This is a genomic window from Herbaspirillum autotrophicum (assembly GCF_001189915.1).
Classification (GTDB): domain Bacteria; phylum Pseudomonadota; class Gammaproteobacteria; order Burkholderiales; family Burkholderiaceae_D; genus Herbaspirillum; species Herbaspirillum autotrophicum.
Genome location: NZ_LFLS01000035.1, coordinates 47,000 through 71,750, shown reverse-complemented (window position 1 = coordinate 71,750; position 24,751 = coordinate 47,000). Strand labels below are relative to the sequence as shown.

The window sequence follows — 24,751 nt, the reverse complement described above, 5'->3', positions numbered from 1 at the left end:
GGTCCGGTGTTCGATGCACTCGACTACATCGATACCATCGTCGACAAGGAAATCAATTCCGCCACTGATAATCCGCTGATTTTTGACAAGGAAGGCGGCGGCTTCGAAATCATTTCAGGCGGCAATTTCCACGGTCAGTATCTGGCGCAGGCCATGGATTTGCTGGCGATGGCCGTCACCGATCTGGGCAGCATCTGCGAACGCCGGGTGGCGCGCCTGATCGATCCGACCCTGTCATGGGGTTTGCCGCGCAATCTGATGTCGGGCGTGCGCGGCGTCAATACCGGTTACCCGGTGGTGCAATGTTCATTGAGTTCGCTGGTGATGGAAAACCGCACACTGTGCATGCCGGGCAGCGTCGACAGCATCCCGGCCAAAGGCAACAGCGAAGATCACGTGTCGAATTCAACCTGGTGCGCCCGCAAGGCGGCGACGGTAGTGAGCAATACGCAATACATCATCGGCGTGGAAATGTTGCTGGCAGCGCAGGCGCTGACCATGACGGAAGATTTGTTGCCGGGCTTTGTGCTGGGGCAGGGTACGCAAGCCGCTTACGATGAAATCCGCAAGCAGATTCCGGCCTGCCTCGATGGCGACCGCTGGTTTCACAACGACATCCAGATGGCGCATTCATTCGTGACCAGCGGGTCGGTGCGTGACGCGGTGACTGCGAAGGTCGGCAAGTTTGTCTGAGATGCGGATGCAATAGTTTGAGGAGCAGGAAGGAAAACGGCCTTATTTGATAAGGCCGTTTTTTTGTTGCTGAGCAAGCAGGTTAGTCAGACCACAGCTTGCCGCCAGTCGCCCAGTTTTCTTTTTTTACGTCCTGAATGATGATGTCCACCGATTCCGGGCTGCATTCCAGGGTCTTGCAGGTCACTTCCGTGATGGCTTTCACCAGTGCGCGTTTTTGTTCAATGCTGCGGCCTTCGAATAACTGGATGTTGAATGTCGGCATGCCATCTCCTTTCGGTTGAATTCAATATTGATAAGCGGGATCGATAGCGTCGAGTTTGCGCAGCAATGCCGGCCACTCCAGCACGCCTTCCGGACTGCCATCGCCGAGCAATTGCAAATGGGTCCGGCGACAAACCTCCGCTGCCGGCTGTATCAGTTCGCCGGGTCTGGCCTGTGCCAGCAGTTGGATGGCGCAGGCTTTGTCGAGCGTATCCATCAGTACCCAGGCTTCGGCAATCGTGCGGCCGCAAGTCAAACTGCCGTGATTGCGCAGCAGCATCGCCGGGAAGTTGCCGAGCCGCTCGGTCAGCCGGCGTTGTTCGGCCGGGGTCAGCGCCAGTCCTTCATACTCGTGATAGGCAATCTGTTCATGAAAACGCAGCGCATGTTGCGACAGTGGCAGCAAGCCATGGGCCTGCGCGCTGACGGCAATTGCATGCAGATTGTGCAAATGCATCACGCACAACGCATCGGGCCGGGCCGCGTGCACCGCGGCATGAATCGCGAAGCCGCTGACATTGATGGCATGGGTGGCGTCGCCGATGATATTGCCTTGCAGATCGATCTTCACCAGATTCGACGCGCAGACTTCATCGAAGCGCAAGCCGAACGGGTTGAGCAGGAAATGTCCGGACTGGTCGGGCAAGGCGGCGGAAATGTGGGTGTAGATCAAATCGTCCCAGCGATTCAATGCGCACAGCCGGTAGCAGGCGGCGAGATCCCGGCGGATCTGCCATTCGGCGACACTGATGCCGGCAGGACGGGGGGCAGATAGCGTGCTCATGGAAGGCGGTGCCGTAATGGTGGATAACAACGGAATAACGCATGATGAACGCTGCCGGGACAGCTGGCAAGCCATCCCGGCAGGTGTTGCGGCAGACAATCAGAAGTGGTATTCGACCCGCACCATCGGTGTCTTGGCCAGCGAACCGGGTACATTCGACGGGTTGCCGAACTTGTTGCGCCAGTATTGATATTCGAGACCGGCGCGCAAGCTGTTCTTGCGCATGCCGAGCGCCGGGCCGAGATCGTACATGACCTGCATGTCGATGTTCAGCTCGGGCGCGGTGGCGCCACCGAATTCATTCTTGCCCTTGGCCGCGATCCAGTTCAGATAGCCTTCGAAGGCCAGCGGCGTCGAGCCGATCGGAATGCCCCATGCCAGATTCAGCATGGCGTGGGTGTCATAGGTATAGCGACTGGAAACGCCCTGCGGCTTGTTGCTTTCAAACAGCGCCAGCAGACTGATATTGAGGAAGCCGGGCACATCCATCATCAAGGTCGGACCGACGACCAGCATGCGTTTTTTCGAGGCATAGCTGTTGTCGTTCTTGGTATTCCAGTCGAAGCCGCCCGTCAGGCCGATGCCGCGCACCGGACCGAAGCCCAGATTCTTGTCGAACACTTTGCCGATATCCAGTGTGCTGCGGTAGGTGACATACACCTCGGTGGCGCTGTCATCTTTATTGTCGGACTTCAGCACATCGACATTGAGAAAATTGGTGCCGTACTTGTAGCCGTCGCTATGCGTGAAGTTGACGATGTTCTTGGAAATGTCCTGGGTATTGAACGGCTCGGCAAACCTGGTGCCGTAACGATAACCGACGGAATTGTCCATCCAGTCAAAGGCGCTGGCGGTGTGTGCGCAGCCCAATGCCGACAGCGCGAACAGACTGCGCGAAAGACTTTTTGATACAGTGAACTTGCGGGTGTGTTGCATAGTGTCTCCTCCTGTTTGTATGGCTGCTTTTTATAATGTCCGTGGAACCGCCACGGCGGTATTGAAACTGTCGTTATCCGACCCAGGGATGGGTGGTGCGCCAGTGACCGGCGATGTCGATGCGGCGCGTGACCCACACTTGCCGGTGCTGTAATACATAGTCGAGAAAACGTTCCAGTGCGGCGGCACGTGCCGGACGTCCGGCGATCCGGCAGTGCAGGCCGACCGACAGCATTTTCGGCTGATCGAGGCCGTCCGGATCACCTTCGCGGTACAGCACGTCGAAGGCATCTTTCAGATAGTCGAAGAACTGGGTGCCGGAGTTGAAGCCCTGCATCGCGGCAAAGCGCATGTCGTTGGTATCGAGCGTGTAGGGGACGATCAATTGCGGGGTGGTGACCGGGCTGCCGCTGGCGTCGCGATGGGACACCGCTTCCCAGTACGGCAAGTCATCGGCGTAACTGTCGGCGTCATACGCGAAGCCGCCATGTTCCACCACCAGCCGCCGGGTATTGGGGGAGTCGCGGCCGGTATACCAGCCGAGCGGTGCGGTGCCGGTCAGTTCGCGCAGGATGGCGACGGCTTCGGCGATATGGCTGCGCTCGGTGGCTTCATCGATGTTCTGGTAGCTGATCCAGCGCAAGCCATGACAGGCAATTTCATGGCCGAGTTCGCTGAATGCGGCCAGCGCTTCCGGATTGCGTTGCAGTGCACGGGCCACGCCAAAGATGGTCAGCGGCAGCCGGCGTTGCTCAAACAGGCGCAGCAGACGCCACAGTCCGGCGCGCGAGCCGTATTCATACAGCGATTCCATACTCATGTGGCGCGCCGGGAAACTCTGGGCGCCGATGATTTCGGACAAAAAGGTTTCCGAGCCGGCATCGCCGTCCAGTACATTGTTTTCCGCACCTTCTTCGTAATTCAGTACGAACTGCAAGGCAATCCGGGCGCGTCCCGGCCATTGCGCATGCGGCGGCTTGCGGCCGTAGCCGGTCAGATCGCGGGGGTAGTCGGGGTGAGTCATGTCTCCAGCCTTCTTGATTTGGAACCCTCTGCATCATGTGACGGTTCGGGCAGTGAATTATGTCGTCGGAATTGATTATTGATATACGGAGTATCGTATATGGACCAATGCCCGGCAGTATATTATTTGCGCCATAGCTGAAACAGTATTGACAAACAACCGGGAGAGACGATGGGCAAGCTGAGCACGCACGTATTGGATATTACGCAGGGCAAACCGGGCGTCGGCGTCAAGCTGGCGCTGTATGCCGTCAACGGCGCCGAAAAAAAACTGCTCCGGCAGGGTGTCACCAATCAGGATGGCCGTTGCGATGCGCCGTTGTTGCAAGGCGACGACATGCAGGCCGGCCGTTACGAACTGGTATTTGCCGCCGGTGATTATTTTGCTGCGCAGGGAGTGGATCTGCCGTCGCCGCGCTTTGTCGACGAAGTGGTGCTGGCGTTCGGGATTGCCGATGCCGGCCAGAACTATCATGTGCCGCTGGTGGTATCGCCATGGGCCTATTCGACCTATCGCGGCAGCTGACGTCAACAGTGCCGGCATGCCGGCACTGTAAGCAACACATCGATGCCGGCGACACCGGCCTGCTCAGAATTCGTTCTGCAGCTTCTTGTATCCCTGGACCAGCTCATTGTTGGTACGGGCGACATCTTCCGAAAATTCGGATGCCTGTGCCGATACCCGTGGAATCGAGTCAAGGTCGGTTGAGGGACCGATACGCTGGGTCGAAGGAACATAAAACCCGGGTGGCAGATTGCAACCGTCGACCACGGCGTTGTAGCGCACCACGCAACCGTCGCCGACGGTGCAGTTGAACAATACGCTGTTGAAACCGATGAAAACGTCGTGCCCGACGGTGCAGGGGCCATGCACAATGGCGCGGTGCGCAATGGAAGTGCGCTCGCCGATATTGACTGCGGCTCCTGACTTGGAGTGGATCACCACGCCATCCTGGATATTCGAGTGGGCACCGATGATGATCGGCTCCATGTCGCCTGTTTCGTCGACTTCGTCGGCACGGATGACGACATAAGGGCCGATGAAGACGTTTTCATGCACGATGATCTTGCCGCACAAAATGGCAGTTTGATCAACATAAGCGGATTCGTGGACTTGTGGCCGGTGGCCGGAAGGGTTGCGACGCAGCATAAGTGATGATCTCCTGAAACCGAGATTTTTAGTGAAGGTAGCGGATCATACATTGTTTGGAAAAAGCACGGCGAAATCGACCGCGCGCGAAAATAAAATTCAGATTGACTAAACGCAATGTTTAGAATGATAATCATTCGCAATAAAAAATATCAATCCCGGATCATCGCGCAAGTCGCCGGTAACGACGCGGTATGACAGCCTCCGGTTGTAACCATCCTGAATCCGATGAGGTGCATTTGACACTGTTCCGTGTCAGGCGCAGGGATGCAGATTTTTTGTTCTCCGCTGTGTTTGCAGTATTTCGCAGCCTTTTTCCCCACCCGAAAGGAAATTCTTCATGAAGCGTACGCTTATCGTCTCAGCACTGTTCTCCACCATGTTGTTTGCCGTGTCGGCACAGGCGCATCAAATCTGGCTGCAACAGGGCGCGAAAACCGCCAATCTGTACTTCGGCGAATTCGGCGAGAATCTGCGTGAAGCATCGCCCGGCCTGCTGGACCGTTTCGTACAACCGACGGCAGTGCTGCTGGGCGCCAAGGGCGAACAACCGCTGACGGTGGAAAAGACTGCCAATGCGTTCGTGCTGTCGGCCAAGGCCGGCAAGAATGAATCGATCATCGCTGAAGAAGCGCATTATCCGGTGCTGGAAAAGAAGAATGGCGAGGTCGTCACCCGCACCATCTGGACCCCGGCGGCGCGGCTCGTGACTTCCGATGCGGAACAGGCGCCGAAGCTGACGCTGGACATCGTTCCGACCGGCAAGCCGGGTGAATTCAAGCTGTACTACAAGGGTCAGCCGCTGCCGAAAACCAAGGTTGGCGTGGTGGTGCAATCGGGCTGGAGCAAGGAAGCCCATTCCGATGCGCAGGGTCTGGTGACGTTTGATCTGCCGTGGGAAGGTACCTATGTGGTGGAAGCCCATCACATCGACAAGACTGCCGGCGAGCGTGATGGCAAACCTTACGATGTCGCCAGCTATGTCACTACCCTGACTCTGAGCAAGAACAAGGGCGTCAAGGCACTGCGGGCCGGACCTGCCGCAACGCCGAACAAGTAAGCAGCAGTCGTTGATAAAGCATGCGGCGGGATGACAGCAGCGTACTGTCATCCCGCCGCTTTTGCATTGCCTTCCGGATTGATCAGGCCGCCGAGCGCGGCAGCGCCAGTCCCATTTCCTTGCGGAACAGCGCTTCCATTTCGCGTCGCACCTGAATCGACTCCCGCCCGGTATCAATGGCGACATCGCTCCACCGCACGGTCTGGCCGGCGGCCACCGGACGTTGTAGCACGATGTTGTGCGCGAGGCCGATTGGCAGCGCTTCGCAATTGAGTGAATCGGCCGCCGGCATCAGCTTGCCATACACCATGTAGCCGCCTTCGCCATCGAGCTTTTCGCCGGCCTTGAGGTCGCGCTTGGCAGTGGCGACGGTATCGCCGCGAAACGCCATCGTGTTGCCGGTGGCTTCACCGCGAACCGCGATATTGGCGACCGAGATGCCCAGTTCCAGACCGATCAGATGATAGGGTTTGTACATGGTGGCATAGCGGCCGCTGCTATCGGTTTTCAAACCATATTGGGCAAAGCAGTCGCGCACATAATCGCTCGGCGCTTCAAACGTCACATACACGCCCCAGCGCAAATCGCGGAATACCGGACGGCCATCGCGTTCCAGCGAGGACACCACTTCGACACTGCCGGCATGCGGCAAGATGCCGCCGGCGCTGACCGGGCGCAACACGTTCGGCAAATCATCCACACCGCAGGGCGGGAATGCCAGGCCATCGGCAGCCGGTGTCAGGCCGCAGGCGTTGGCGACCGCGCCCATTTCCAATGCCGATTTGGTGCCATCGAGAAAGGAGTTGAACATCTGCGGATTGAAGTCGCCGGAGTTGACTTGCTCGTCGCTGAAGCCGTAATGACCCCATACCGTTTCCGGTGTCGATTGATGATAGACCGGCAGGTACTTGGTGCCTTTGCCGGCGCAGACCACGTTGAAGCCGGCGGTGCGGGCCCAATCCACCATTTCGGCGATCAGCGCCGGCTGGTCGCCGTAGGCCATCGAATAAATGATGCCGGCTTCGGCGGCGCGGCGTGCCAGCAGCGGACCGGCCAGGGCGTCGGCTTCGACATTGACCATGATGATGTGCTTGCGATGGGCACAGCACAGCAAGGTATGGCGAATACCGGCGGCCGGACTGCCGGTGGCGTCAATCACGATATCGAGTTGCGGATGCGAGATCAGGGCTTCGGCATCATCCTGAACCAGCGTGGTGCCGTGACGCAGAGCGTCGTCCCACGACGTTGCACCATGCATTTCATCCTTCCAGCCCACCCGTTGCAGCGCTTGTTTGGCGCGGGCCGGTGACAGATCGGCGATGCCCAGCAGATGGATGCCGGGCGTGCGCGGCACTTGCGACAGGAACATCGAGCCGAATTTACCGGCGCCGATCAGGCCTACGCGGACCGGTTTGCCGGCGGCGGCGAGTGCGTTGAGTTGATGGAACAGGTTGGCCATGGCTGCTTGTCTCCTTGTCTGTTGTTGAATGTGCGTGACTGGAAAAAGAGTAGCATTGGGATTTTTGCAGGTAAATGCCGAATATCACAACTATGATGTGCAAAAAATCGCATGAAGAAATTTGACTGGAATGACTTGCAGGCCTTCCTCGCGGTAGTCCGGGCGGGACGGCTGACGGTGGCGGCGAAGCAACTGGGCATCGATCATTCGACGCTGAGCCGGCGTATTGTCGGTCTGGAACAGGCGCTGGGCGTGGCCTTGTTCGACCGGCGAGCGGCTGGTTATGCGCTGACCGCCGAAGGCGAACGTCTGATTCCGGATGCTGAAGCGCTGGAAAGCCTGGCGGTGCGGATTCATTTCCGCCAGGACGATGCCACCCAAGGGCTGATGGGATCGGTCCGGATCGGTACCCCGGAAGCCTGGGGCACTTACTTTCTGGCGCCGCAACTGGTGCGGCTGGCACGCCAGCATCCGGAACTGGAAATCGAACTGATCGCCAATCCGCGCGTATTCAGCTTGTCCAAGCGCGAAGCCGATATTGCCGTCAGCATGACGCGACCGGAGCAGGGCCGGCTGTATGCGCGGCGGCTGCATGATTACGAATTGGGCGTGTACGCCTCGCGTGATTACCTGCAGCAACACGGACCGGTGACGGCCAGATCGGAACTGGAAGCGCATACGTGGATTGGCTATGTGGAAGATTTGATGTGGTCGACCGAGCTGGATTACCTGTCCGAAATTTCAGGCACGCTGGTGCCGCGCATCAGAATTTCTAATGTCATCAGTCAGTTGCAGGCGGTGCGGGGAAGTGCCGGTCTGGGTGTGTTGCCCTGTTTCATGGCACGCCGCGAACCGGATCTGGTGCGTTTGTTGCCGCAGGATATCAAGCTGTTTCGTTCTTACTGGCTGATCACCCATGCGGATGCGCGCGACCTGGCGCGGGTCAAGGTAGTGGCAGATTTTATCGTGCAGCGGGTAAAGGAAGAGGGCGCCGGCTTCTGGATTGATGCGCCGCGCTGAAGCAGCGGAGGCGCAGACCGGACGTCGCCGCTGCAACGGCTGGCGTCCGCGCCTGCGTGAATCAGATCAGCCGTGTCTGGCCTTGTCGATGGTGGAGCGTGCTGCTTCCATCATGGCAACCGGTTCTTCACTGTCCGAATCAAGGTACTGATTTTCCAGAGAGATTGCCAGATTGCTCATTTTTTCTGCCAGATCCGACAGGGCGAGACTCAGTTCGCACATCAGGCTCGACAGTGTTTTTGGTGACTGTGCCATGTTGTTGTTCCTTCACAGGATCATGCAGGTCAAAAATTCACATCAGGATGGGCCGGTCTTCGTACTCAATCCGACATCGGCACGCCGGCAATCCTGAACATTCGATGGAGAATGACAATTCGACTATCGGGTTCAGAAAAAGTGCGGTGCACGTGAAAATATTGTCAAATTGATCACGGGAAACATGGTGCCATCAGGATTGCCGGTCTGCTGGTTCAAATTTTTTGGTGTTTGTTGATACGCGGCAATGCCTGGATTGTTTAGAAGCATAACTGAGAGCGGGTTTGCTGGCTGCAAATTTTTGCGCTTGCAATTGCAGCGTCGCGGCGATGTTGCAAAACATCACATGCGATCAGAAACGTTTGCCTGTATTTCAGGTCAACCACAGCTTATCGGCTGACTATCCGGCTGACCATTCATTAAAGGATTGGCATCAATCATGAAAAAATATCTGTTTATATTATTTGCCGCACTGGTCGGTTTTTCCATGTCGGCGCGCGCTGCCGATGAGCAGGCACGCAACAAGCAAGTGGTGCTGGCATTTTATGAACAGGGATTGAATCGCAAGGATGCCGATGCGGCGCTGGCCTATGTCGGCCCTGAATATATTCAGCACAATCCGAATGCGGCCGATGGTCCGGAAGGGTTTCGCAAGTTTGTCCGGTTTCTGCGCGAACGCTATCCGCAATCGCACAGCGAGATCAAGCGGGTATTCACCGATGGCGATTATGTGATCCTGCATGTGCATGCCGTGCGCCAGCCCGGCGAACGCGGTAACGCGATTGTCGATATTTTCCGTTTGCAGAACGGCAAGATCGTTGAACACTGGGATGCGGTACAACCGGTTCCGGAACAGTCCGCCAATGACAATGGCATGTTTTGAACGACGGCCCCTGAAATGAAAAAAAGAGCCAGACTGCCTGGCTCTTTTCCCGTGCGCTTGCGGCTTGCGCGTCTGAACCCCGACTGCGGATCCGACGTCAAATTCAGAAGGTTTCCCAATCGCCGTCGTCTGCTGCCGGTGGTGATTTGGAAGATGGCGACGACTTGGGCGCCGGCGTTGCCGCTGGTGCCGGCCGGGTCGCAGGGGCCAGACGCGGTGCCGTTGGCGCAGCCGCTTTCGCTTGTGCGCGGGCCGGGACACTGGCTTTGGCAGGTGCGGCTGGCCGTGGTGCTGACGGCGACACCGCACGCGATACCGGGACGGCGCTCTGTACGTGGGTTGAAATCTGATTCTGGTCCAGCTTGAATTTGCCGATCAGTTGCGCCAGCGTACCGGCCTGATCCTGCAATGACTGCGCTGCCGCCGCAGCCTGTTCGACCAGCGCCGCATTTTGCTGCGTGCTCTCATCCATTTGCGTAATGGCTTGACCGACTTCGTTGATGCCGGCGCTTTGTTCCTGACTGGCCGAACTGATTTCGCCGACGATATCGGTCACGCGTCGTACGCTGCTGACCACTTCATTCATGGTGGCACCGGCTTGCTCCACCAGCTTGCTGCCGTTACCGACTTTTTCTACCGAATCATCGATCAGGGTTTTGATTTCCTTGGCGGCCGCCGCACTGCGTTGTGCCAGGCTGCGCACTTCCGAAGCCACCACCGCAAAGCCGCGACCCTGTTCACCGGCACGTGCCGCTTCGACTGCGGCATTCAAGGCCAGAATGTTGGTCTGAAAGGCGATGCCGTCGATCACGCTGATGATGTCGACGATCTTGCGCGAGGATTCATTGATGGAGGCCATGGTATCGATCACCTGGCCGACCACGCTGCCGCCCTGAATCGCCACTTCCGAAGCCGATACCGCGAGCTGATTGGCTTGCCGCGCATTGTCGGCATTCTGTTTTACGGTCGAGGTCAGTTCTTCCATGGCGGAAGCAGTTTCTTCGAGTGAACCGGCTTGTTGTTCGGTGCGGTTCGACAGATCCAGATTGCCGCTGGCGATTTCACTGGAAGCGGTGGCAATGGTGTGTGCCGACGATTTGATATCGGTGATGGTTTGCAGCAGCGAATCGCGCATGCGCTTGATGGCAAACAACAAACTCTTGTTGTCGCTGGCGGCAGTGTCGATGCTGAGACTGAGGTCGCCATCCGAAATGCGGTTGGCGACGTCGGCGGCATGGGCCGGATCACCGCCGATGGTGCGCAGGATGCTGCGGTTGTTGAAGACCACGATCACGCACAGGAACAGCGTGATCAGCGCCAGCAGTCCGGCCACTTCATACAGCGAGCGCAGGAATGCAGCATTGATATCGTCCATGTAGACGCCGGTGGTCAGAATCCATTCCCATGGCTGATAGCTCAGGGCAAAGGAGGTTTTCGGTACCGGGTCGGTGGCGCCGGCCTTGGGCCACAAGTAACTTACAAAGCCACCGGCTGGCTGGCTGGCGGCCTTGGTGATGTTGACGAACAAGGGATTGCCGGCCGGGTCTTTGAAGTCGGTCATTTTTTTGCCGTTCATTTCTGCCTTGAACGGATGCATCAGCATGACTTCACTCGGATTGGTAACGGAGAAGTAGCCATCGACGCCGTAGCGCATGCTCTTGAGGCTGGCCAGTGCGCGTTTTTGCGCCTCGTCCTTGTTCAGTTCGCCGCTCTGGGCTTGCGCCGCATATTGTTTGACCACGCTCAGCGCCACTTGCGTGACGTTGATCAGATCCGACTTGCGTTCCTCAATCCGGATATTGCGCGCCTGGAAGGCATTGAACAGCGAGATCGAGAGCAGCGCAATCAGGCTGATGATCAGCGGCAGCCAGAGTTTTTGTTTGAATGACAACTTGTCCATAATGAGTATCTCCGTGGTTTTTTATAAGCTTCATGCGTCAGGCATCTGTGTGCACCGGAGACACGCCGCAGGTGAGGCACTGTTCAGACGCCTGCCGCATGCTCATTCGTGATGCAGGAAATGAGCGCGGGCAATGCGAGTGGGCAGTGGTCAGCACCAGTGATGTATATCCCTGATTTCTTTTTATATTGACGGCAATACCGCATTGCAACTTTAAAGCCGCAGAGGCAAATGGAAAGGGCTGATCAGTGCGTCTTTCATGTGTCATATCTGAGCTTGTACCAGAGCAAGCCAAGCCATTCGTGGAGGGCATAGTTGCTGCGGCGCAAACCTTCGCCGCCGGGCAGGAAATCCATCAGCGACCATGGTTTGCGACTGAGGAAGTGGGTCGGCGCCGGCGTCACTTCGATTCCGGTTTGCCGAAACACCCTGACGGCGCGCGGCATATGGATGGCGTCGGTCACCAACAGAATGTGAGTCACTCCGGCTTGACGCAATATGGCCGCCGACAGTGCGGCATTTTCCGCGGTATTGTTGGACTTATCTTCTTGCCAACGCACCGGCGTTGCTAATTCCTGCTCCAGATAGCGCGCCATGAGCAGCGCTTCGGCTTCGGTTTCGCCGCCGGGTTTGCCGCCGCTGACCAGCAACGGCAGTTGTGTCAGGCGATGCAGGCGGGCGCCGTATTGCAGCCGTATCAGTGTCATGGCGCCGGGGATATCGTGGTTGTCGTATTCCGGCGCGTTGGCGGTGCGGGCCCCGCTCAACACCACAATGGCTTGCGCCTGGTGGTCCGTGGTCCGAAGTGCCGCATGTTGTTGTTCCAGCGGTTGTATCAGCAACCAGGCACCGGCATTGGTACTGAAGATCACCAGCAGCGCCAGGGCTGCCGCGCTCAGGCTCAGGCCGGTACGCGGCCAGCGGGGCCGGAGCAGCAGGCCGAGTGCGCAGGGCAAGATCAGATTGAGCGGGAACAGCAGCGCGCTGCTGATGAGATTGGTGAGGAAAAACGAAGCGGTCATGAAGAATCTCGGAGAAACACCGGGCACTACACTGCAGGCAGGCCAATGGCGATTGGTGTTTTATTGTCGCCGATTATCGCTACCGGTTTTGTCCAATGTTGCCGTACAGTTGAAAAATGCGGCAAAATCTGGCCGGAGTGATTATTGAGGTACGACATGATTCGTCTGGTGTTGTTATTGTTGGGGGCTGACTTCATTCGCCGTTATTGGCATGTGCTGGCGAGCGTCGGTGTCATCTGGGGCGTGATCGGCATCAGTCTGTTTATTGACGCGCTCGACGGCGTGCTGGTATTTCCGTTGACGCTGTTCGGTTACCTGTTGCTGCTGGAAAGCCTGGCCACGCTGTTTCTGGCATCCAGCGGCGTTGGTGCGCAAAAGACCTTGCGCTACGTCAAAGGCGGATTGTTTTTGTTGATCTCGCTGCTGATCATTTCCAGTCATTCCACCAGCAATATGTTGCTGGCCATGTTGTTTGGCGCGGCGTTTGCAATCGGCGGCTGTCTGCAGCTGGCTTCGGCGATGGTGGTGCGGTTTCCCAACTGGCGCCTGGCGGTAGCGGGTGGTGTCGGCCAGATCGGGATCGCCATCTTTTTCATCCAGCCGTATCCGACCCATTATCGCGGCACGATTCCTTATTGCCTTGGCATCGGGCTGCTGTTCAGCGGCTGGAGCATGGTCTGGCTGGCCACGCGCTCGCGACGTCTGCCGCCGCATGCCTCGATTTCCGAATTGTCTTTTCGCAATGCCAGCAGCGATCGTCCGCTCGATGCCGGGCTGTATCCGACTGCGGATGGCAGCGCCATGGTGCCGGCTGCCTCCGGCGGCGAGGTACGGATGCGCGACCCCGGCGCCACGCTGACGGTGCATGTGTGGACGCCGTCCGGCTCAGCCCGCAGTGCCACCCTGAATCGTCCGGTGGTTGATCGCTATATTGCGGCGGTCGATGCCAATGGCGTGATTTCCACCGGTCACGCGGCATTGGAAGTGTCGCGCGATATCTATATCAGTCTGTATCCGGCGCAGGAAATTGACCGTTCGCCGCACGCCTTTGCCCGTACCTTGCGCGCCACCGCCGATAATAATGTGCGCGGCCGCTATCTTACCGATTACCCCAGCGAGGCCAAAAGCTGGTGCGAGTCGACCGAGAAGATCGTGTTTCGGGATTACGATTTGCCGCGCCTGCATCGTTTCTGGCAACACTACCGGCGCGAGGAAATCTACAATCTGACGCACCGCAATTGCTCCAGTACCGTGACCTATGCACTGGAAGCGGCGCTCGAAGGCGTGGTCGGCGCCCGCGCCGGAGGACACTGGTGGAGCTTCATCAAAATCTTGCTGACGCCGGAAGTGTGGGTGGCCAGCCAGATCCACAAACGGGCCACGACCATGGCCTGGACGCCGGGGCTGACCCTCGATTATGCGCGGGCCTTGCGGGCGATTGTGCATCCGCGGCCGCTATCCTGGATCGCGAGTCTGCAACTGGCGTTGCGGCACAGCAGACGCTTGCGGTTGGCGGAGCGCCGCCGCCGTGGCGATCACACCTGATCAGAGTTTGGCGGGCGCCATCAGCAATGCGGTGTGTTTGTCCAGAATGGTTTTCAAGGCGCCGCTCTTTTGCATGCGCTCCAACTGACGGTTCAACTCCTTGAGATGCACGGTGCAGGGACTTAGTTTGGCGAAGGCGATGAAGTTATCGGTTTGCGTGACAAACGGTCGGAGCGCCACGAATTTATCTTGCTGGCCGGCGCTGGCAAGGTAGGCCAGACCGCTGTAATAACCGGTAATCAGATAATCGAGCTGGCCCAGTTCCAGCTTGGTGAAACTCATGTGCACCTTTTGCTGGGTCTCGATGGTCAGATTTTTTTTCAGGAAATCATCAAAGCCGTTGCCGAACTGGTTGCCCTGGGTGACACCGCCGCGTTTGCCGATCAGATCGTGCCAGCCGGTGTAAGGAAATTTACGCTCGCGCGGAACGAACAGGGCAATCGGATTGGTAAACAGCGGCACCGAAGTAAAGCTCAGAAACTCGTGCCGTTCGGGGGTGTCCTTGAGCGATGAAATCATGTCGATCTCGCCGCTCTGGGCGCCGCGCAAGACTTGATGAAATGGGCCGGCATAACGCACTTCAACCGGAATGTTGAGCGCCTGCAGCGCGGTCACCGCAATCTCGATACTGGCACCGGTGAGGCGTTTGCCATCGTACCAATGCAGCGGCGGATAGTCGGAATCTGCGGACAGGACAACCTTGTTGCATTGTGCCGCTTGCGCGCATGAATAAAAGAGCGCACATAAACTCAGAACCGCGCTTGTCAGAATTTTCATGTTGCGGAGTCTCCTTTGCTTTGCAATGGCAGCAGACCGCCGGGTATCAGTTTGCTGTCGAGAACGCAATTGGTATCATCTCTTGCGGATACAATGCATCTTCGCCGGCGACTTGTCTAGAACTCATTTACCCATCACCGCAAGTGCGACTGCCGGCTCAACCGTATCAGGAGAGAAGCGACATGCCCAGCCAGCCGGATCAACTACAGTACGTCGAAAGCAGCATGACGGCGGCCGATGGCACCGTGCTTTTTTATCGTGAATGGCTGGTGGCGGATGCCCGTGGCGCAGTTGAACTGGTGCACGGACTCGGTGAACATGGCGGCCGGTATACCGAACTGGCGCAACTGATGACGCGCAATGGCTTGTCGGTACGGATTCATGATCATCGCGGCCACGGTCGTTCCGGCGGCGCGCGCGGCAGCCTGACGCAGCAGAATGATTTATTGATTGACCTGAAACTGGTGTTCGATGATTTTTGCCAGCAGCAGCAAACGTTGCCATTTTTATTTGGCCACAGTCTCGGCGGCCTGGTGGCGGCGCGCTTTGCGACGGGTGGCTGGTCGCCGGTACGCGGCTTGATGTTGTCATCGCCGGCGCTGGCGTTACGGCTGTCGGGGTTTCAGAAAGTGTTGCTGGCGCTCAGCAGCCGGCTGGCGCCGGGGCTGGCAGTGCCTACCGGTTTGCCGCCGACGCTGGTTTCACATGATGCTGCCGCCGTGCAGGCTTACCGCGCAGATCCGCTCAATCACAACCGGGCTGCGGCGCGCATGGTCAATTTCATGCTGGAGGCAGGGGCGCAGGTGCAGCGCGATGCTGCTTCATTTTCGTTGCCGTTGCTGTTGCAGATTGCCGGCGACGATGCGTTTGTCGATCCCCGCGGCAGCCGTGATTTCTTTGCCCGATTGCCGGCAGGGGACAAGACCTTTCATTGTTACGCCGATGCTTATCATGAAATATTCAATGAATCGCCTGAGCGTCGTGTGATCGTTGAGCGGGACATGCAGAGCTGGCTGGACCTGCATGTGTGAGAGCCGGACCGGTATAAAGAATTAACATTTATTTACCAGTGCAAAGAGGGTCACGGCTGTCCGCTGGGGACATTGGTAAAGCCGCAGCGACTGTCAAAGCCGATAAATCCCGGCACGCAGGCACATGCCGTCAAGGTGTAAGCCAGTGCTGCATAAGCCAGCAGGCGCGTGATTTGTCGCATGGGTCATCATCTTTCGAAAGTTATCCGGGTCCAGCCTCGTCATGTACTTGGATTGTTATCGACCAGCGCTTGAATTTCTTGACGTGATGCTAACAAATGTAAAGGGCCGGATCGCCCTGATGGACGGCGATGACGATCGCCGCAAGCGAAAGAAAGCAGCGCGGGCGAGGTGATGGCGGGGGATGTTTGTGAAGCGGGGCACTTCAGGTGGTGCAGAGGCGTGGCAAGTGCGCTGGAAGCGAAGTTCGCAGCGGCAGCCGGTGGCGGCTTGCCGCTGGCGCCGGGCAGTGCCGGCGTCGGACTATCTTCGCGGTGTCTTACTTGGTCGAGGCAATATAGCGTGCAACCATTGCAGCGATCAGCAGGGTGTATGGCAGGACGTCGATCAGAATGCGCATGGCAAGCTCCGTAAATATGTTTATGTTGCATGGCAATATAAATGTTTGAACGGGATCGCGCCAATTCTGATTCCCAATATCAGATATGAAATTATTGAATATCAGCCGCTTTTAGAGAAATTTGCCGCCTGTTGCGCTCAGCTTGGCAGACGCGGCAGAAATGCCGTTGGTGTCGGCCAAAGCCGGGATTGTGCAGCGCACATGCGGTTGATGTCCGCGTTTTGCGGGACAAAAGTGTTTCGCCCTGAGCGGGTGTGTTGCCGCACACCCGCTCAGGATGGGATCAGTTACCCTGCCGGAACGTGATGCGGCCGCCGCTGCCCGCGATGCGCAAGGCGTAGTTGCTGCCGCTTTTGACGTCCAGCGCTATCGGTGCGGTGACTTCGGCGGCGGCGCCATTGAGCGCATGCTTGGGTTTGATGCCGAAAGTATAGGTCCCGGGTTTGAGCCACACGCTCATGTGTTCGCCATCGGCCAATTCGGCCAGCACCACATCATTGATCGACAGTTCCATGCCGCCGAGACTATAGAAAACCCCGGTGCTGCGGCTGATTTTGACTTCGCTCAGACCTGCAGCGGCTTCGGTCATGCTCGGAATGTAGATCCGCGCCGCCGGCACCTGATGGTCCGGACGCTGGTTCGTGGGTTCGACGGCGCAGGCGGCCAGCGATCCCGCAATCAGGCTGATCAGGACAAATCGTTTCATGTGTGCTTCCTTATTTTATGGTTGCTGTGGAGTTGCTGTCTGCTGGCGTTGCTCGATCATGACGCCCTCGGAATGGCAGCGGCCTGGCCTCGGTCTGGTGCTTTATTGCAGTGTCGCATGAATGGTAGCGCGATTTGCCACGCGACTCACGCTTTGCCGTCTTTGCTGCGGCAGATGCGATAGACGCAGCGCCGTGCCCCGGCCAGCAAATGTTCTTCGCGTTCGACGGCGGCATCGGTGCCGATGACTTCGCGGAACAATTGCAGTTCGGAGCGGCAAAATCCCTGACAGCTTTGGGCGGCGGCGCAGATCGGACAATGATCTTCGATCAGCAGCCAGTCCTTGCCATCGGCTTCGAGCCGGGCCATGTAGCCTTCGGCGCTGCGTACTGCGGCGAGTTTTTCCAGTTTGGCCTCGACCCCGGTCAAGCCGGCGCAGGCGCGCAGATAATCGGCCCGCATTTCTTCTTCCCGTTGCCCGATCAAACGCTCCAGGCCGGCTTCGCCGAACAGGGTTTTGATGGAACCGATCAATTGGATGGTCAATTGCGCATGCGAGTCCGGGAAGCGGGCGTGACCGGCTGCGCTCAATTCCCAGTTTTGCCGCGGTCGTCCGGCACCGCCGCCGGTTTCCTGCAATCCGGCAATCAAGCCTTCGGCCAATAATTTCTGGACTTGCAAGCGCGCGGCCTCGGACGTCATCGCCAGTTCCTGGGCCAGCACCGCTGTCGATGCCGGTCCCTTGGTTTTGAGGCGAAACAAAATCCGCTCGGCCGTGGGCAGTGCGCTTTCTTTATCCAAGTCTTTACTTGTGTATTTCATGATGTCCACGTAATATCCAAATATTCGCTTGCATATTACGTCTTGCTCCTACCAATGTCGAGGTTTCCTTTGTCTGCTGCTCCCCAAACTCCTGCCACGCCCTCCTGGGCCGACTTATTGTCCGGCCCCAATTTGCTGCGTTCCATCGCACTCACCGGCGGTGTCGCCTTGCATGCTATCAATGTTCACATCGTTACCACCATTCTGCCGTCGGTCGTGCGCGATATCGGCGGCCTCGAGTATTACGCCTGGAATATCACCTTGTTTGTGGTGACGTCGATTCTGGGCTCGACACTGACCGCCAAAATGCTGGACGTCGTCAGCGCGCGCAGCGCTTATCTGGCGGCGCTGCTGATGTTCACGCTCGGCTCGGTGATCTGTGCCACGGCGCCGGAAATGGGATGGATGCTGGCCGGTCGCAGTGTGCAAGGTCTGGGCGGCGGCTTGCTGGCGGGCCTGAGTTACGCCCTGATCCGTATCGTGTTCGCGCCGCCGCTGTGGTCGCGCGCGGTGGCATTGGTCTCGGGCATGTGGGGTGTGGCAACCTTGTTCGGGCCGGCGGTCGGCGGGTTGTTTGCCGAGAGCGGCAACTGGCGCATGGCATTCTGGGTCTTGTTGCCGGTGTCGGCGGCGCAAGCGCTGATCGTACTGCTGCAATTGCGCGGCGTCGCCAAAAGCGGTACTGGCCAGGTGCGGGTGCCGGTGCTGAAGATCATCTTGCTGGCCTTGTCGGTGCTCAGCGTGGCGCTGGCCGGACAGTTCGAACAGACCGGCGCCAAACTGGCCGGTGTCGCCTGCGGACTGGCATTCGGGATGCTGGTGGCGCGGCTGGATCAGCGTCCCGGCGTGCAATTGTTGCCGACCGGTGCTTACCGGCTCGATAGCGTCATGGGTAAAGTCTTCGCCTGCGTATGCCTGTTGATGATCGGCACTACCACCGAAATTTTCGTGCCGTATTTCCTGCAAACGATTCATGGCTACACCCCCTTGCTGGCCGGTTACATGACCGCCGCCATGGCCGGTGGCTGGAGCATTGCCTCACTGCTCAGTTCCGGCCGTGCCGATGGCGGAGCTGATCGCATGGTGCGGCTGGGACCGCTGCTGATGACCGTGTCGCTGGCCGCGCTGGCGGTGTTGTTGCCGCTGCAGGATGGCATGCCCGTGCCAGTGCACAGCGTGTTGCTGGCGGTGACGCTGGCGGGTGTCGGTCTGGGCGTGGGACTGGGCTGGCCGCATTTGCTGACACGCGTCATGAAGGTCGCAGTTGCCGGCGAAGAAAATCTGGCGGCGTCGGCGATTACCACCGTGCAGCTGTATGCAATGGCAATCGGTGCGGCGTTGGCCGGTCTGGTCGCGAATGCCGCGGGTTTGACCGCGCCGGGCGGCGTGGCTGGCGCACAAGTGGCGGCGATGAGTCTGTTTGGTTTGTTTGCCTTGGCGCCGGTGCTGGCGATTTTGCTGACGCGCGGGATTACGCGTAGCTGACCACACCAGGCGACGTCATTCAGGCAGCGTCATCGGCAGGCTGTTCGCTGTGCGTTGGTGACAGGCACGACAATGCTTGTCGCGCGGCGTCCAGCCCGGCCGCCGGCAAACGAATCCGCAACTGCACCAGTGCATCGTGGCGACTGTCGAGCAACTGATAATCGTGTTGTTGCAGCCAGCGCCGCAGATGGGCTTCGTCGGCATAAGGCAGGGTCAGCACCAGCTCGGTCATAGCCACGCGCAAGACCCGTTCGGTTTGTTTCAGTGCGGTAGCGACGGCTTCGGTATAAGCCCTGACCAGACCACCGGCACCGAGCTGGATGCCGCCGTAATAGCGCACTACCGCCGCCAATACGCCGTCCAGCTGGTGGTGGCGCAACACTTCCATCATGGGCCGGCCGGCAGTGCCCGAAGGTTCGCCATCGTCCGACATGCCGGACTGGCCGCCCGCCAGCAGTGCCCAGCAAACATGGGTGGCACTGCGATGCTCGGTGCGAATGCGCTCCAGTTCCAGCATTGCATCAGGGCGGTTGGCGACCGGCATGACGATGCCGATGAAGCGGCTTTTGCGGATGTCGATCTCGCTCGCAGCCGCCGTTGCCAGCGTGTAAACGGCGGCGTCAGCCATGTTCAGGTAGCGGCGTCGGCGTTGCTGCGATATGCCGCCAGTTGTGCGTGCAAGTCAATGTTTTCGCGTTGCAAGCGTGCATTTTCATTGCGCAGTTCGTTGACGGCGGCATTGAGCATGGTGATTCTGCTGCGCAGGCCATCGACGTCAACCTCGGCATCGTCGCTGCCGGTATCGATATCGTCGATTTCAATCGTGACGGGCGGCAGGCGCGGCGTGCGGGTGGCGGCTTTCAGTTCGCGCACCATTTTTGCCGCTTGCTGCAATTCCTTTTTGCCGCCGGCGACCGCGACTACTTGTTCGGTACTTGGCAATGAGGCAACTGCCGCTGCCGCATTGATGGAAATGGTGCCGCTGCGTACGGCTTCCACCAGTTCCGGTGCCGCCGTCTTTTGAATTTTCTCGATCTGACCGATGGTGTTGCTGCTGATGCCCGCCACCTTGGCGATATCTTCCCGGGTTTTGAACACGGCCGCCGGTGCCGGTGTTTCAGCGCTGGCGTCGGCGGGTGCCGCAGCCTGTTCGCGGGTGCGGGCCGCCATGATGTCGCGCTTGCGCAGTGCCAGCATGCCGCGCTGGAAATCGGTGACGCTGCGGCGACCGAGCTGATTGTCGATCATCCACAGAAAAACTTCTTCGATCGACGTAAAGCGGGTGTTGCGCACGGTCTTGAATTCCAGACCATGCTTGCAACAGATTTCATACCGGTTATGGCCATCGATGAGGACGTCATTCCAGACCACCAGCGCGTCGCGGCAACCTTCGTCCAAAATGCTGCGTTCCAGCGCCGCATATTCGTTCTCGGTCAGCGGATCGATGTACTTGCGCAATTCTTCGTTAATCGTGATGTTCATGTTTTTCCAGAGTGCAGAGAGGTAGCGCCAAACTGCTACCCCGGGGCCGGAATTTTACACCACGGCGGCAGTGCTTCAGGCGGGTGGCAGGATCTCTTGCAAGACTTCCGCCGGCCGGCACAGGCGAGTGCCCAGCGGCGTCACTACGATCGGACGTTCGATCAGAACCGGATGTGCCAGCATGGCGGTCAGCAATTGCGGATCGCTGAGGTCGGCGCGGTCCAGTTGCAATTCCTCGTAGACCGGACCCTTGCGTCGCAGCAATGCGCTCAGCGGTTTGCCGGTGGCCTTGGCGATGGCGCTCAGCGTGGCCTGATCGGGCGGGTTCTTCAGATATTCGATGATGACAGGTTCGATGCCGCGCTCGCGCAGCGCGGCCAGCACGTTGCGCGAAGTGCCGCAGGCCGGATTGTGATAAATGGTGACGTCGGACATGATGTTCCTTGCGATGAGTGATTGATCGGGCGTGCGATGTTACCGCGTAATTGACGGCGGCATCTGCACGCCACGCCTCAGTCCGCTGCCGGTGTTTTCCGTGGTTATTGCGGCGCGGCTTCGCAATTGACCATCCACGGCGTACCGTAGCGGTCGGTCAGCATGCCGAAACGCAGCGCCCAAAAGGTTTCCTGCAATGGCATCCGGACCGTGCCACCTTCCTGCAGCGCAGTAAAAATACGTTCGGCCTGCGCGGCATCGGTCAGATTGATCGAGACCTGAAAGCCGGCCGGCTTTTCGTGACAGCCCGGAGGACTGTCTGATCCCATCAGGACCTGGCCATCAATATTGATGCGCATGTGCATGATCTTGTCTTGCCAGTCGGGCGGGGTCTGTTGCGCCATCGGCGACTCCTTGTGCGTCATCTTGAATTCGATCTTGCCGCCCAGACACCGGGCGTAAAAATTGAAGGCGGCTTCACAGTCGCCGTTGAAATTCAGGTACGTGTGCAGTTGCATGATGTACTCCGGGGCAATGAGTGCAGTGAAGGGACAAGTCAGCCGGGAGGGCAGCGCCGGAAGCGGTAACGCGGGACAGGCACGGGTCCGCTGCGGCAGGGTGATGGCGGCTTGCTGCTGAAGTGTATTGTTTTGTCCGGGTCTGTCAAGCGCAGGTATCGCGGGTATACTCGGGGGCGTCGGATTGTTATCGTCCGCACATGAATGTCCACAAGCGCACAGGAAACAGGCCATGCCGCAAGACCAACCCCGTCACAAAGATCCGTTGCACGGATTCACGCTGGAAGCCATTTTGCAGGCGCTGGTAGCGTATTACGGCTGGGAACAGCTGAGTCGTCTGATTGATATCAATTGTTTCAGGCATGATCCGAGCATCAAATCAAGCTTGTCCTTTTTGCGCAAGACACCGTGGGCGCGGCAAAAAGTCGAAGCCTTGTTTGTGCAGTTGCCGGCTGCCAACGTGGTCACAAAACAAAGTCTATAATCAGCTTTCCTTCCTTTTTTGGTCAGGTTTTCCGTGGATCCGCTCTTCTTCATTCCCGTCGCAATCATGCTGGCGCTGGTGCCCGGCCCCAATAATTTTTGTGCGCTCAATAATGGCATTCGCCAAGGCATCGGCATGGCCATGCTGGCCACATTCGGACGGGTAGCGGCATTTGCGATTTTCCTGACGGTTTCTGCAGTGGGTTTGGGGGCGATGCTGCTGGCATCCGAAACGGCATTCAACGCGGTCAAGTGGATTGGCGCGGCGTATCTGTTCTATCTCGGCTGGCATGCCTGGCGCAGTCGCGAATTCAGCGGTGTGGATCTGGTGGACGGCAGCGAAGCGGCAGTAGTGCGGCCGAAAAGCGCGCGGGCGCTGGCCATGCAAGAATTTCTGTTGGGCATCACCAATCCCAAGGCGATCATGTTGTTCGCGGCGATCTTTCCGCAATTCATCAATCCGGCACAACCGGCGGCGCATCAGTTTCTGGTGCTGGGTTCGATTTATCTGTGTGCCGAGTTCGTCTCGAGCGCGGTCTATTCCGCTTGCGGCAAGCAAATCAGGCGCTGGATCAAGACTTCGCGTGGCGTGGCCCGGCTCAATAAAGCTACCGGTGGCTTTTTCATCGGCGCCGGCGCCTTGTTGCTGGCGGCGCGTAACTGAAGCATCTGGCCGGCGCTGATGCCGGCTTGGCTTCAGGTGGGTGGCAGTTGCAGCAGATGCCGTTCGATTTCAAATACGTGCTGGTCTTCCTGACCCAGTTCGCGCAAGGCTTGCGCCAGACCGATCAGATAATCCTGGTTGCGGCCGCTGGGTCCTTGTGAGGCTGCAATCTGGCTTGCAATTTCCTGTTCCGATGCCGGTCCCAGAAAAGCGGCATTCTCCGCCGTGGCGATATACACCAAACCTTCCGCATGACTGCCGTCATCGAACGTGATGGTGGTGCTGAGGCGCAGATAGCCGTTCTTTTCGCGATAATCCAGATGGGCAAATACTTCCGGTGTAATCAGGTAGGCCATGCCGGCGCATTGCGCACCGGCTTCGGGGATCAGCGTCACCACCCGGCCCGGTGCCTGTGGCGTGCCACGGTGATCATGCGATCCTTGCCAGAAGCGACGGGCCCAGCCGCTGATCGATGCAGGCCGCTGTTCGAGGAACGGGAAGTCGGCTTTGAAGATCAGTGAGCCATAACCGAACAACCACACGCTGTTGTGGTTATCGAATGCAGTCATGGCCCGGTTCTGGGAAATGGTATCGGCGGACATGGCGAGGCGGGCTTCCGGAAGACGATTGAAAGAAGGGCGGTCCGGCGATTATAGATTCAATCGATAATTCGTCAATCGTCAATCGACAAGCCGTCAATCGTCAATTCGCATCTGCCGCGCCGCCGGGCGGTCTTCAGTCTTTGGTTGGCGACAGGCGGAATTTGATGACTTGCGGATCAACCCGCAGTTCGTCAACCAGTTGCCGGATATTGTCGATCTTCGCCGTGCGCACGGTGGCCTGATATTCAAACAGATCGCCCTTGTCCTTGACGCCGTAGGCGATCTCGATGATTTCCATCCCCTGCTTGCGAAAGCGCTCCCGCAGCGCCGCTTCACTTGGTGCATCCGAACGCAGGAATCCGATCGACAAATGGGTATATTGCTGCGACGGCATCAGCGCTTCGATCCGCTTGAACAACGACAGCACGATCAGCGTCAGCAGCGTGGCAGCGCATCCCATTTCATAAAAACCGATCCCGAACAGCACGCCAATGGCAGACACCACCCAGATGCAAGCGGCGGTGGTCAGCCCGCGGACCGTGAAGCCGTCGCGGAAGATCACGCCGGCGCCGAGAAAGCCGACCCCGGTCACGATCCCTTGCAGTACCCGTTGCGGGTCCATCGAACTGGCGCCCGGAATCGGCGGATGATGCCAGCCGGTAGTATTGGACGACGCCATCATCAGAATGCAGGAACCGAAGGCGACCAGTGAAAAAGTGCGAAAGCCGGCGGCGCGGCCGTGGAAGCTGCGTTCCAGTCCGACCAGTCCGCCGGCGCCCAGTGCCAGTGTCATCTGGGCCAGCATGGTAAGCAGGGGTGTCCAGTCTGAAGGCATGGCGTGGCCCGCTCCTTTCGGTTGATGTTGGTGAAAAAGGTGACAGTGGCAGACGCCGCTGATTGGGCACTGGCGATTCAGTATTTGCCGTCGTGCTGATCCTGCTCTGACAGGCCCGAGTAAAGACCGCAGCAATGCTGCTCGCCGCGATGCGATCCGGTCGTCAGTGCGCTGGAGTCGTTGAGATAGTCGACGAATTTCTTATACAAGATGGCGATGAGATTCATCATGATGTCCCCTTGTTGTTGATCTGCCGAGAGCGATGTCGCAATTCGAAGCAGATATGGTGTAAATAGTTTATATCATTAATTGCTTGGCAAGTGTGCAATTCGGGCGAT

At 58.4% G+C, this 24,751-nt stretch carries 30 protein-coding genes; 10 read left to right on the top strand and 20 right to left on the bottom strand.

From position 1 onward, the window contains the following. Window positions 1–693, top strand: a 693-nt coding sequence (locus AKL27_RS22185; protein ID WP_198156051.1) for an aromatic amino acid ammonia-lyase, incomplete at its 5' end; no start/stop codon positions are given. A gap of 82 nt (window positions 694–775) precedes the next feature. Here the strand turns inward: AKL27_RS22185 and AKL27_RS22180 are convergent. The 4 genes from AKL27_RS22180 to puuE form a co-directional block, all read right to left on the bottom strand. After that, a complete protein-coding gene (locus tag AKL27_RS22180; protein WP_050465047.1) occupies window positions 776–958 on the bottom strand; it encodes a 4-oxalocrotonate tautomerase in 183 nt (60 codons plus the stop codon). A 21-nt stretch (window positions 959–979) separates the two neighbouring features. After that, the gene (locus tag AKL27_RS22175) at window positions 980–1,741 is read right to left on the bottom strand and encodes a class II aldolase/adducin family protein (RefSeq protein ID WP_050465046.1); all 762 of its coding nucleotides are present in this window, start codon (window positions 1,739–1,741) and stop codon (window positions 980–982) included. 99 nt (window positions 1,742–1,840) lie between these two features. After that, window positions 1,841–2,677: an outer envelope protein gene (locus AKL27_RS22170; protein WP_050465045.1), complete on the bottom strand. Its 837-nt coding sequence runs from the start codon at window positions 2,675–2,677 to the stop codon at window positions 1,841–1,843. 73 nt (window positions 2,678–2,750) lie between these two features. Next, window positions 2,751–3,701 (bottom strand): allantoinase PuuE, encoded by a 951-nt coding sequence (gene puuE, locus AKL27_RS22165; RefSeq protein WP_050465044.1) that lies wholly within the window; start codon window positions 3,699–3,701, stop codon window positions 2,751–2,753. Between the two features lie 171 nt (window positions 3,702–3,872). Here puuE and uraH point away from each other — a divergent pair, with 171 nt between their 5' ends. Next, window positions 3,873–4,226 (top strand): hydroxyisourate hydrolase, encoded by a 354-nt coding sequence (uraH, locus tag AKL27_RS22160; RefSeq protein ID WP_050465043.1) that lies wholly within the window; start codon window positions 3,873–3,875, stop codon window positions 4,224–4,226. Between the two features lie 63 nt (window positions 4,227–4,289). Here uraH and AKL27_RS22155 read toward each other — a convergent pair whose 3' ends face one another. Then, window positions 4,290–4,850 carry a gamma carbonic anhydrase family protein gene (locus AKL27_RS22155; protein ID WP_050465042.1) on the bottom strand — a complete coding sequence of 187 codons (561 nt, stop codon included), beginning with the start codon at window positions 4,848–4,850 and terminating at the stop codon, window positions 4,290–4,292. Between the two features lie 340 nt (window positions 4,851–5,190). Between AKL27_RS22155 and AKL27_RS22150 the strand changes: the two genes are divergently transcribed. Further along, window positions 5,191–5,910, top strand: a complete 720-nt coding sequence (locus AKL27_RS22150) for a DUF4198 domain-containing protein (RefSeq protein WP_050465041.1) — start codon at window positions 5,191–5,193, stop codon at window positions 5,908–5,910. An 82-nt stretch (window positions 5,911–5,992) separates the two neighbouring features. Here AKL27_RS22150 and AKL27_RS22145 read toward each other — a convergent pair whose 3' ends face one another. Then, complete coding sequence (locus AKL27_RS22145) at window positions 5,993–7,369, bottom strand: NAD(P)H-dependent oxidoreductase (RefSeq protein WP_050465040.1); 1,377 nt, start codon at window positions 7,367–7,369, stop codon at window positions 5,993–5,995. 111 nt (window positions 7,370–7,480) lie between these two features. Here AKL27_RS22145 and AKL27_RS22140 point away from each other — a divergent pair, with 111 nt between their 5' ends. Next, a complete protein-coding gene (locus AKL27_RS22140) occupies window positions 7,481–8,389 on the top strand; it encodes a LysR family transcriptional regulator (protein ID WP_050465039.1) in 909 nt (302 codons plus the stop codon). Window positions 8,390–8,455: 66 nt separating this feature from the next. Here AKL27_RS22140 and AKL27_RS22135 read toward each other — a convergent pair whose 3' ends face one another. Next, window positions 8,456–8,644 carry a hypothetical protein gene (locus tag AKL27_RS22135; RefSeq protein WP_050465038.1) on the bottom strand — a complete coding sequence of 63 codons (189 nt, stop codon included), beginning with the start codon at window positions 8,642–8,644 and terminating at the stop codon, window positions 8,456–8,458. A 487-nt stretch (window positions 8,645–9,131) separates the two neighbouring features. Between AKL27_RS22135 and AKL27_RS22130 the strand changes: the two genes are divergently transcribed. Beyond that, window positions 9,132–9,527, top strand: a complete 396-nt coding sequence (locus AKL27_RS22130) for a nuclear transport factor 2 family protein (protein WP_408609783.1) — start codon at window positions 9,132–9,134, stop codon at window positions 9,525–9,527. 103 nt (window positions 9,528–9,630) lie between these two features. On the opposite strand, the gene AKL27_RS22125 is transcribed toward AKL27_RS22130, so the two are convergent. Together AKL27_RS22125 and AKL27_RS22120 are read right to left on the bottom strand one after the other, a co-directional pair. Further along, on the bottom strand, window positions 9,631–11,427 hold the full coding sequence (locus AKL27_RS22125) for a methyl-accepting chemotaxis protein (protein WP_050465037.1): 1,797 nt from the start codon (window positions 11,425–11,427) through the stop codon (window positions 9,631–9,633). A gap of 257 nt (window positions 11,428–11,684) precedes the next feature. Further along, on the bottom strand, window positions 11,685–12,449 hold the full coding sequence (locus tag AKL27_RS22120; protein WP_050465036.1) for a YdcF family protein: 765 nt from the start codon (window positions 12,447–12,449) through the stop codon (window positions 11,685–11,687). 156 nt (window positions 12,450–12,605) lie between these two features. Between AKL27_RS22120 and AKL27_RS22115 the strand changes: the two genes are divergently transcribed. Continuing rightward, window positions 12,606–13,994 carry an HdeD family acid-resistance protein gene (locus tag AKL27_RS22115; protein WP_050465035.1) on the top strand — a complete coding sequence of 463 codons (1,389 nt, stop codon included), beginning with the start codon at window positions 12,606–12,608 and terminating at the stop codon, window positions 13,992–13,994. Here AKL27_RS22115 and AKL27_RS22110 read toward each other — a convergent pair whose 3' ends face one another. Then, window positions 13,995–14,771 (bottom strand): substrate-binding periplasmic protein, encoded by a 777-nt coding sequence (locus AKL27_RS22110; protein ID WP_050465034.1) that lies wholly within the window; start codon window positions 14,769–14,771, stop codon window positions 13,995–13,997. A gap of 182 nt (window positions 14,772–14,953) precedes the next feature. On the opposite strand from AKL27_RS22110, the gene AKL27_RS22105 reads away from it, so the two are divergent. Further along, the gene (locus AKL27_RS22105) at window positions 14,954–15,802 is read left to right on the top strand and encodes an alpha/beta hydrolase (RefSeq protein ID WP_050465033.1); all 849 of its coding nucleotides are present in this window, start codon (window positions 14,954–14,956) and stop codon (window positions 15,800–15,802) included. Window positions 15,803–15,852: 50 nt separating this feature from the next. On the opposite strand, the gene AKL27_RS28680 is transcribed toward AKL27_RS22105, so the two are convergent. From AKL27_RS28680 to AKL27_RS22095, 3 genes are all read right to left on the bottom strand, one after another. Further along, window positions 15,853–15,984 carry a hypothetical protein gene (locus AKL27_RS28680; protein WP_269749266.1) on the bottom strand — a complete coding sequence of 44 codons (132 nt, stop codon included), beginning with the start codon at window positions 15,982–15,984 and terminating at the stop codon, window positions 15,853–15,855. Window positions 15,985–16,665: 681 nt separating this feature from the next. Continuing rightward, window positions 16,666–17,088: a hypothetical protein gene (locus tag AKL27_RS22100; RefSeq protein ID WP_050465032.1), complete on the bottom strand. Its 423-nt coding sequence runs from the start codon at window positions 17,086–17,088 to the stop codon at window positions 16,666–16,668. 146 nt (window positions 17,089–17,234) lie between these two features. Next, window positions 17,235–17,909, bottom strand: a complete 675-nt coding sequence (locus AKL27_RS22095) for a helix-turn-helix transcriptional regulator (RefSeq protein ID WP_050465031.1) — start codon at window positions 17,907–17,909, stop codon at window positions 17,235–17,237. A 54-nt stretch (window positions 17,910–17,963) separates the two neighbouring features. Between AKL27_RS22095 and AKL27_RS22090 the strand changes: the two genes are divergently transcribed. Next, the gene (locus AKL27_RS22090) at window positions 17,964–19,394 is read left to right on the top strand and encodes an MFS transporter (protein ID WP_050465030.1); all 1,431 of its coding nucleotides are present in this window, start codon (window positions 17,964–17,966) and stop codon (window positions 19,392–19,394) included. A 19-nt stretch (window positions 19,395–19,413) separates the two neighbouring features. Here AKL27_RS22090 and AKL27_RS22085 read toward each other — a convergent pair whose 3' ends face one another. The 4 genes from AKL27_RS22085 to AKL27_RS22070 form a co-directional block, all read right to left on the bottom strand. Then, window positions 19,414–20,022, bottom strand: a complete 609-nt coding sequence (locus tag AKL27_RS22085; protein ID WP_050465029.1) for an IMPACT family protein — start codon at window positions 20,020–20,022, stop codon at window positions 19,414–19,416. Window positions 20,023–20,024: 2 nt separating this feature from the next. After that, window positions 20,025–20,876 carry a hypothetical protein gene (locus AKL27_RS22080; RefSeq protein WP_050465028.1) on the bottom strand — a complete coding sequence of 284 codons (852 nt, stop codon included), beginning with the start codon at window positions 20,874–20,876 and terminating at the stop codon, window positions 20,025–20,027. Window positions 20,877–20,951: 75 nt separating this feature from the next. Continuing rightward, on the bottom strand, window positions 20,952–21,311 hold the full coding sequence (arsC, locus tag AKL27_RS22075) for an arsenate reductase (glutaredoxin) (protein WP_050465027.1): 360 nt from the start codon (window positions 21,309–21,311) through the stop codon (window positions 20,952–20,954). A gap of 104 nt (window positions 21,312–21,415) precedes the next feature. Then, window positions 21,416–21,829: a VOC family protein gene (locus AKL27_RS22070; protein WP_050465026.1), complete on the bottom strand. Its 414-nt coding sequence runs from the start codon at window positions 21,827–21,829 to the stop codon at window positions 21,416–21,418. Between the two features lie 232 nt (window positions 21,830–22,061). Between AKL27_RS22070 and AKL27_RS22065 the strand changes: the two genes are divergently transcribed. Together AKL27_RS22065 and AKL27_RS22060 are read left to right on the top strand one after the other, a co-directional pair. Beyond that, window positions 22,062–22,313, top strand: coding sequence for a VF530 family protein (locus AKL27_RS22065; RefSeq protein ID WP_050465025.1), 252 nt, complete (start codon window positions 22,062–22,064; stop codon window positions 22,311–22,313). Window positions 22,314–22,346: 33 nt separating this feature from the next. After that, window positions 22,347–22,976: a LysE family translocator gene (locus AKL27_RS22060; protein ID WP_050465024.1), complete on the top strand. Its 630-nt coding sequence runs from the start codon at window positions 22,347–22,349 to the stop codon at window positions 22,974–22,976. A gap of 32 nt (window positions 22,977–23,008) precedes the next feature. Here AKL27_RS22060 and AKL27_RS22055 read toward each other — a convergent pair whose 3' ends face one another. The 3 genes from AKL27_RS22055 to AKL27_RS27935 all read right to left on the bottom strand — a co-directional run bounded on the left by AKL27_RS22055 (window position 23,009) and on the right by AKL27_RS27935 (window position 24,643). Continuing rightward, a complete protein-coding gene (locus tag AKL27_RS22055; protein WP_050465023.1) occupies window positions 23,009–23,578 on the bottom strand; it encodes a gamma-glutamylcyclotransferase in 570 nt (189 codons plus the stop codon). A 133-nt stretch (window positions 23,579–23,711) separates the two neighbouring features. Further along, window positions 23,712–24,413: an MgtC/SapB family protein gene (locus AKL27_RS22050; protein WP_083439215.1), complete on the bottom strand. Its 702-nt coding sequence runs from the start codon at window positions 24,411–24,413 to the stop codon at window positions 23,712–23,714. 77 nt (window positions 24,414–24,490) lie between these two features. Then, window positions 24,491–24,643, bottom strand: a complete 153-nt coding sequence (locus tag AKL27_RS27935) for a hypothetical protein (RefSeq protein WP_157057049.1) — start codon at window positions 24,641–24,643, stop codon at window positions 24,491–24,493. Window positions 24,644–24,751 lie beyond the last annotated feature (108 nt).

Coding starts and splice junctions, on each gene's coding strand:
- AKL27_RS22065 (WP_050465025.1), top strand. CDS start 22,062: ATGCCGCAAGACCAACCCCGTCACAAAGATCCGTTGCACGGATTCACG.
- AKL27_RS22125 (WP_050465037.1), bottom strand. CDS start 11,427: ATGGACAAGTTGTCATTCAAACAAAAACTCTGGCTGCCGCTGATCATC.
- AKL27_RS28680 (WP_269749266.1), bottom strand. CDS start 15,984: ATGCGACAAATCACGCGCCTGCTGGCTTATGCAGCACTGGCTTACACC.
- AKL27_RS22180 (WP_050465047.1), bottom strand. CDS start 958: ATGCCGACATTCAACATCCAGTTATTCGAAGGCCGCAGCATTGAACAA.
- AKL27_RS22055 (WP_050465023.1), bottom strand. CDS start 23,578: ATGTCCGCCGATACCATTTCCCAGAACCGGGCCATGACTGCATTCGAT.
- AKL27_RS22140 (WP_050465039.1), top strand. CDS start 7,481: ATGAAGAAATTTGACTGGAATGACTTGCAGGCCTTCCTCGCGGTAGTC.
- AKL27_RS22100 (WP_050465032.1), bottom strand. CDS start 17,088: ATGAAACGATTTGTCCTGATCAGCCTGATTGCGGGATCGCTGGCCGCC.
- AKL27_RS22115 (WP_050465035.1), top strand. CDS start 12,606: ATGATTCGTCTGGTGTTGTTATTGTTGGGGGCTGACTTCATTCGCCGT.
- AKL27_RS22110 (WP_050465034.1), bottom strand. CDS start 14,771: ATGAAAATTCTGACAAGCGCGGTTCTGAGTTTATGTGCGCTCTTTTAT.
- AKL27_RS22155 (WP_050465042.1), bottom strand. CDS start 4,850: ATGCTGCGTCGCAACCCTTCCGGCCACCGGCCACAAGTCCACGAATCC.
- AKL27_RS22080 (WP_050465028.1), bottom strand. CDS start 20,876: ATGAACATCACGATTAACGAAGAATTGCGCAAGTACATCGATCCGCTG.
- arsC (WP_050465027.1), bottom strand. CDS start 21,311: ATGTCCGACGTCACCATTTATCACAATCCGGCCTGCGGCACTTCGCGC.
- AKL27_RS22105 (WP_050465033.1), top strand. CDS start 14,954: ATGCCCAGCCAGCCGGATCAACTACAGTACGTCGAAAGCAGCATGACG.
- AKL27_RS22085 (WP_050465029.1), bottom strand. CDS start 20,022: ATGGCTGACGCCGCCGTTTACACGCTGGCAACGGCGGCTGCGAGCGAG.
- AKL27_RS22120 (WP_050465036.1), bottom strand. CDS start 12,449: ATGACCGCTTCGTTTTTCCTCACCAATCTCATCAGCAGCGCGCTGCTG.
- AKL27_RS22170 (WP_050465045.1), bottom strand. CDS start 2,677: ATGCAACACACCCGCAAGTTCACTGTATCAAAAAGTCTTTCGCGCAGT.
- AKL27_RS22175 (WP_050465046.1), bottom strand. CDS start 1,741: ATGAGCACGCTATCTGCCCCCCGTCCTGCCGGCATCAGTGTCGCCGAA.
- AKL27_RS22130 (WP_408609783.1), top strand. CDS start 9,132: ATGTCGGCGCGCGCTGCCGATGAGCAGGCACGCAACAAGCAAGTGGTG.
- AKL27_RS22135 (WP_050465038.1), bottom strand. CDS start 8,644: ATGGCACAGTCACCAAAAACACTGTCGAGCCTGATGTGCGAACTGAGT.
- AKL27_RS22150 (WP_050465041.1), top strand. CDS start 5,191: ATGAAGCGTACGCTTATCGTCTCAGCACTGTTCTCCACCATGTTGTTT.
- AKL27_RS27935 (WP_157057049.1), bottom strand. CDS start 24,643: ATGATGAATCTCATCGCCATCTTGTATAAGAAATTCGTCGACTATCTC.
- AKL27_RS22090 (WP_050465030.1), top strand. CDS start 17,964: ATGTCGAGGTTTCCTTTGTCTGCTGCTCCCCAAACTCCTGCCACGCCC.
- AKL27_RS22095 (WP_050465031.1), bottom strand. CDS start 17,909: ATGAAATACACAAGTAAAGACTTGGATAAAGAAAGCGCACTGCCCACG.
- uraH (WP_050465043.1), top strand. CDS start 3,873: ATGGGCAAGCTGAGCACGCACGTATTGGATATTACGCAGGGCAAACCG.
- puuE (WP_050465044.1), bottom strand. CDS start 3,701: ATGACTCACCCCGACTACCCCCGCGATCTGACCGGCTACGGCCGCAAG.
- AKL27_RS22050 (WP_083439215.1), bottom strand. CDS start 24,413: ATGCCTTCAGACTGGACACCCCTGCTTACCATGCTGGCCCAGATGACA.
- AKL27_RS22070 (WP_050465026.1), bottom strand. CDS start 21,829: ATGCAACTGCACACGTACCTGAATTTCAACGGCGACTGTGAAGCCGCC.
- AKL27_RS22145 (WP_050465040.1), bottom strand. CDS start 7,369: ATGGCCAACCTGTTCCATCAACTCAACGCACTCGCCGCCGCCGGCAAA.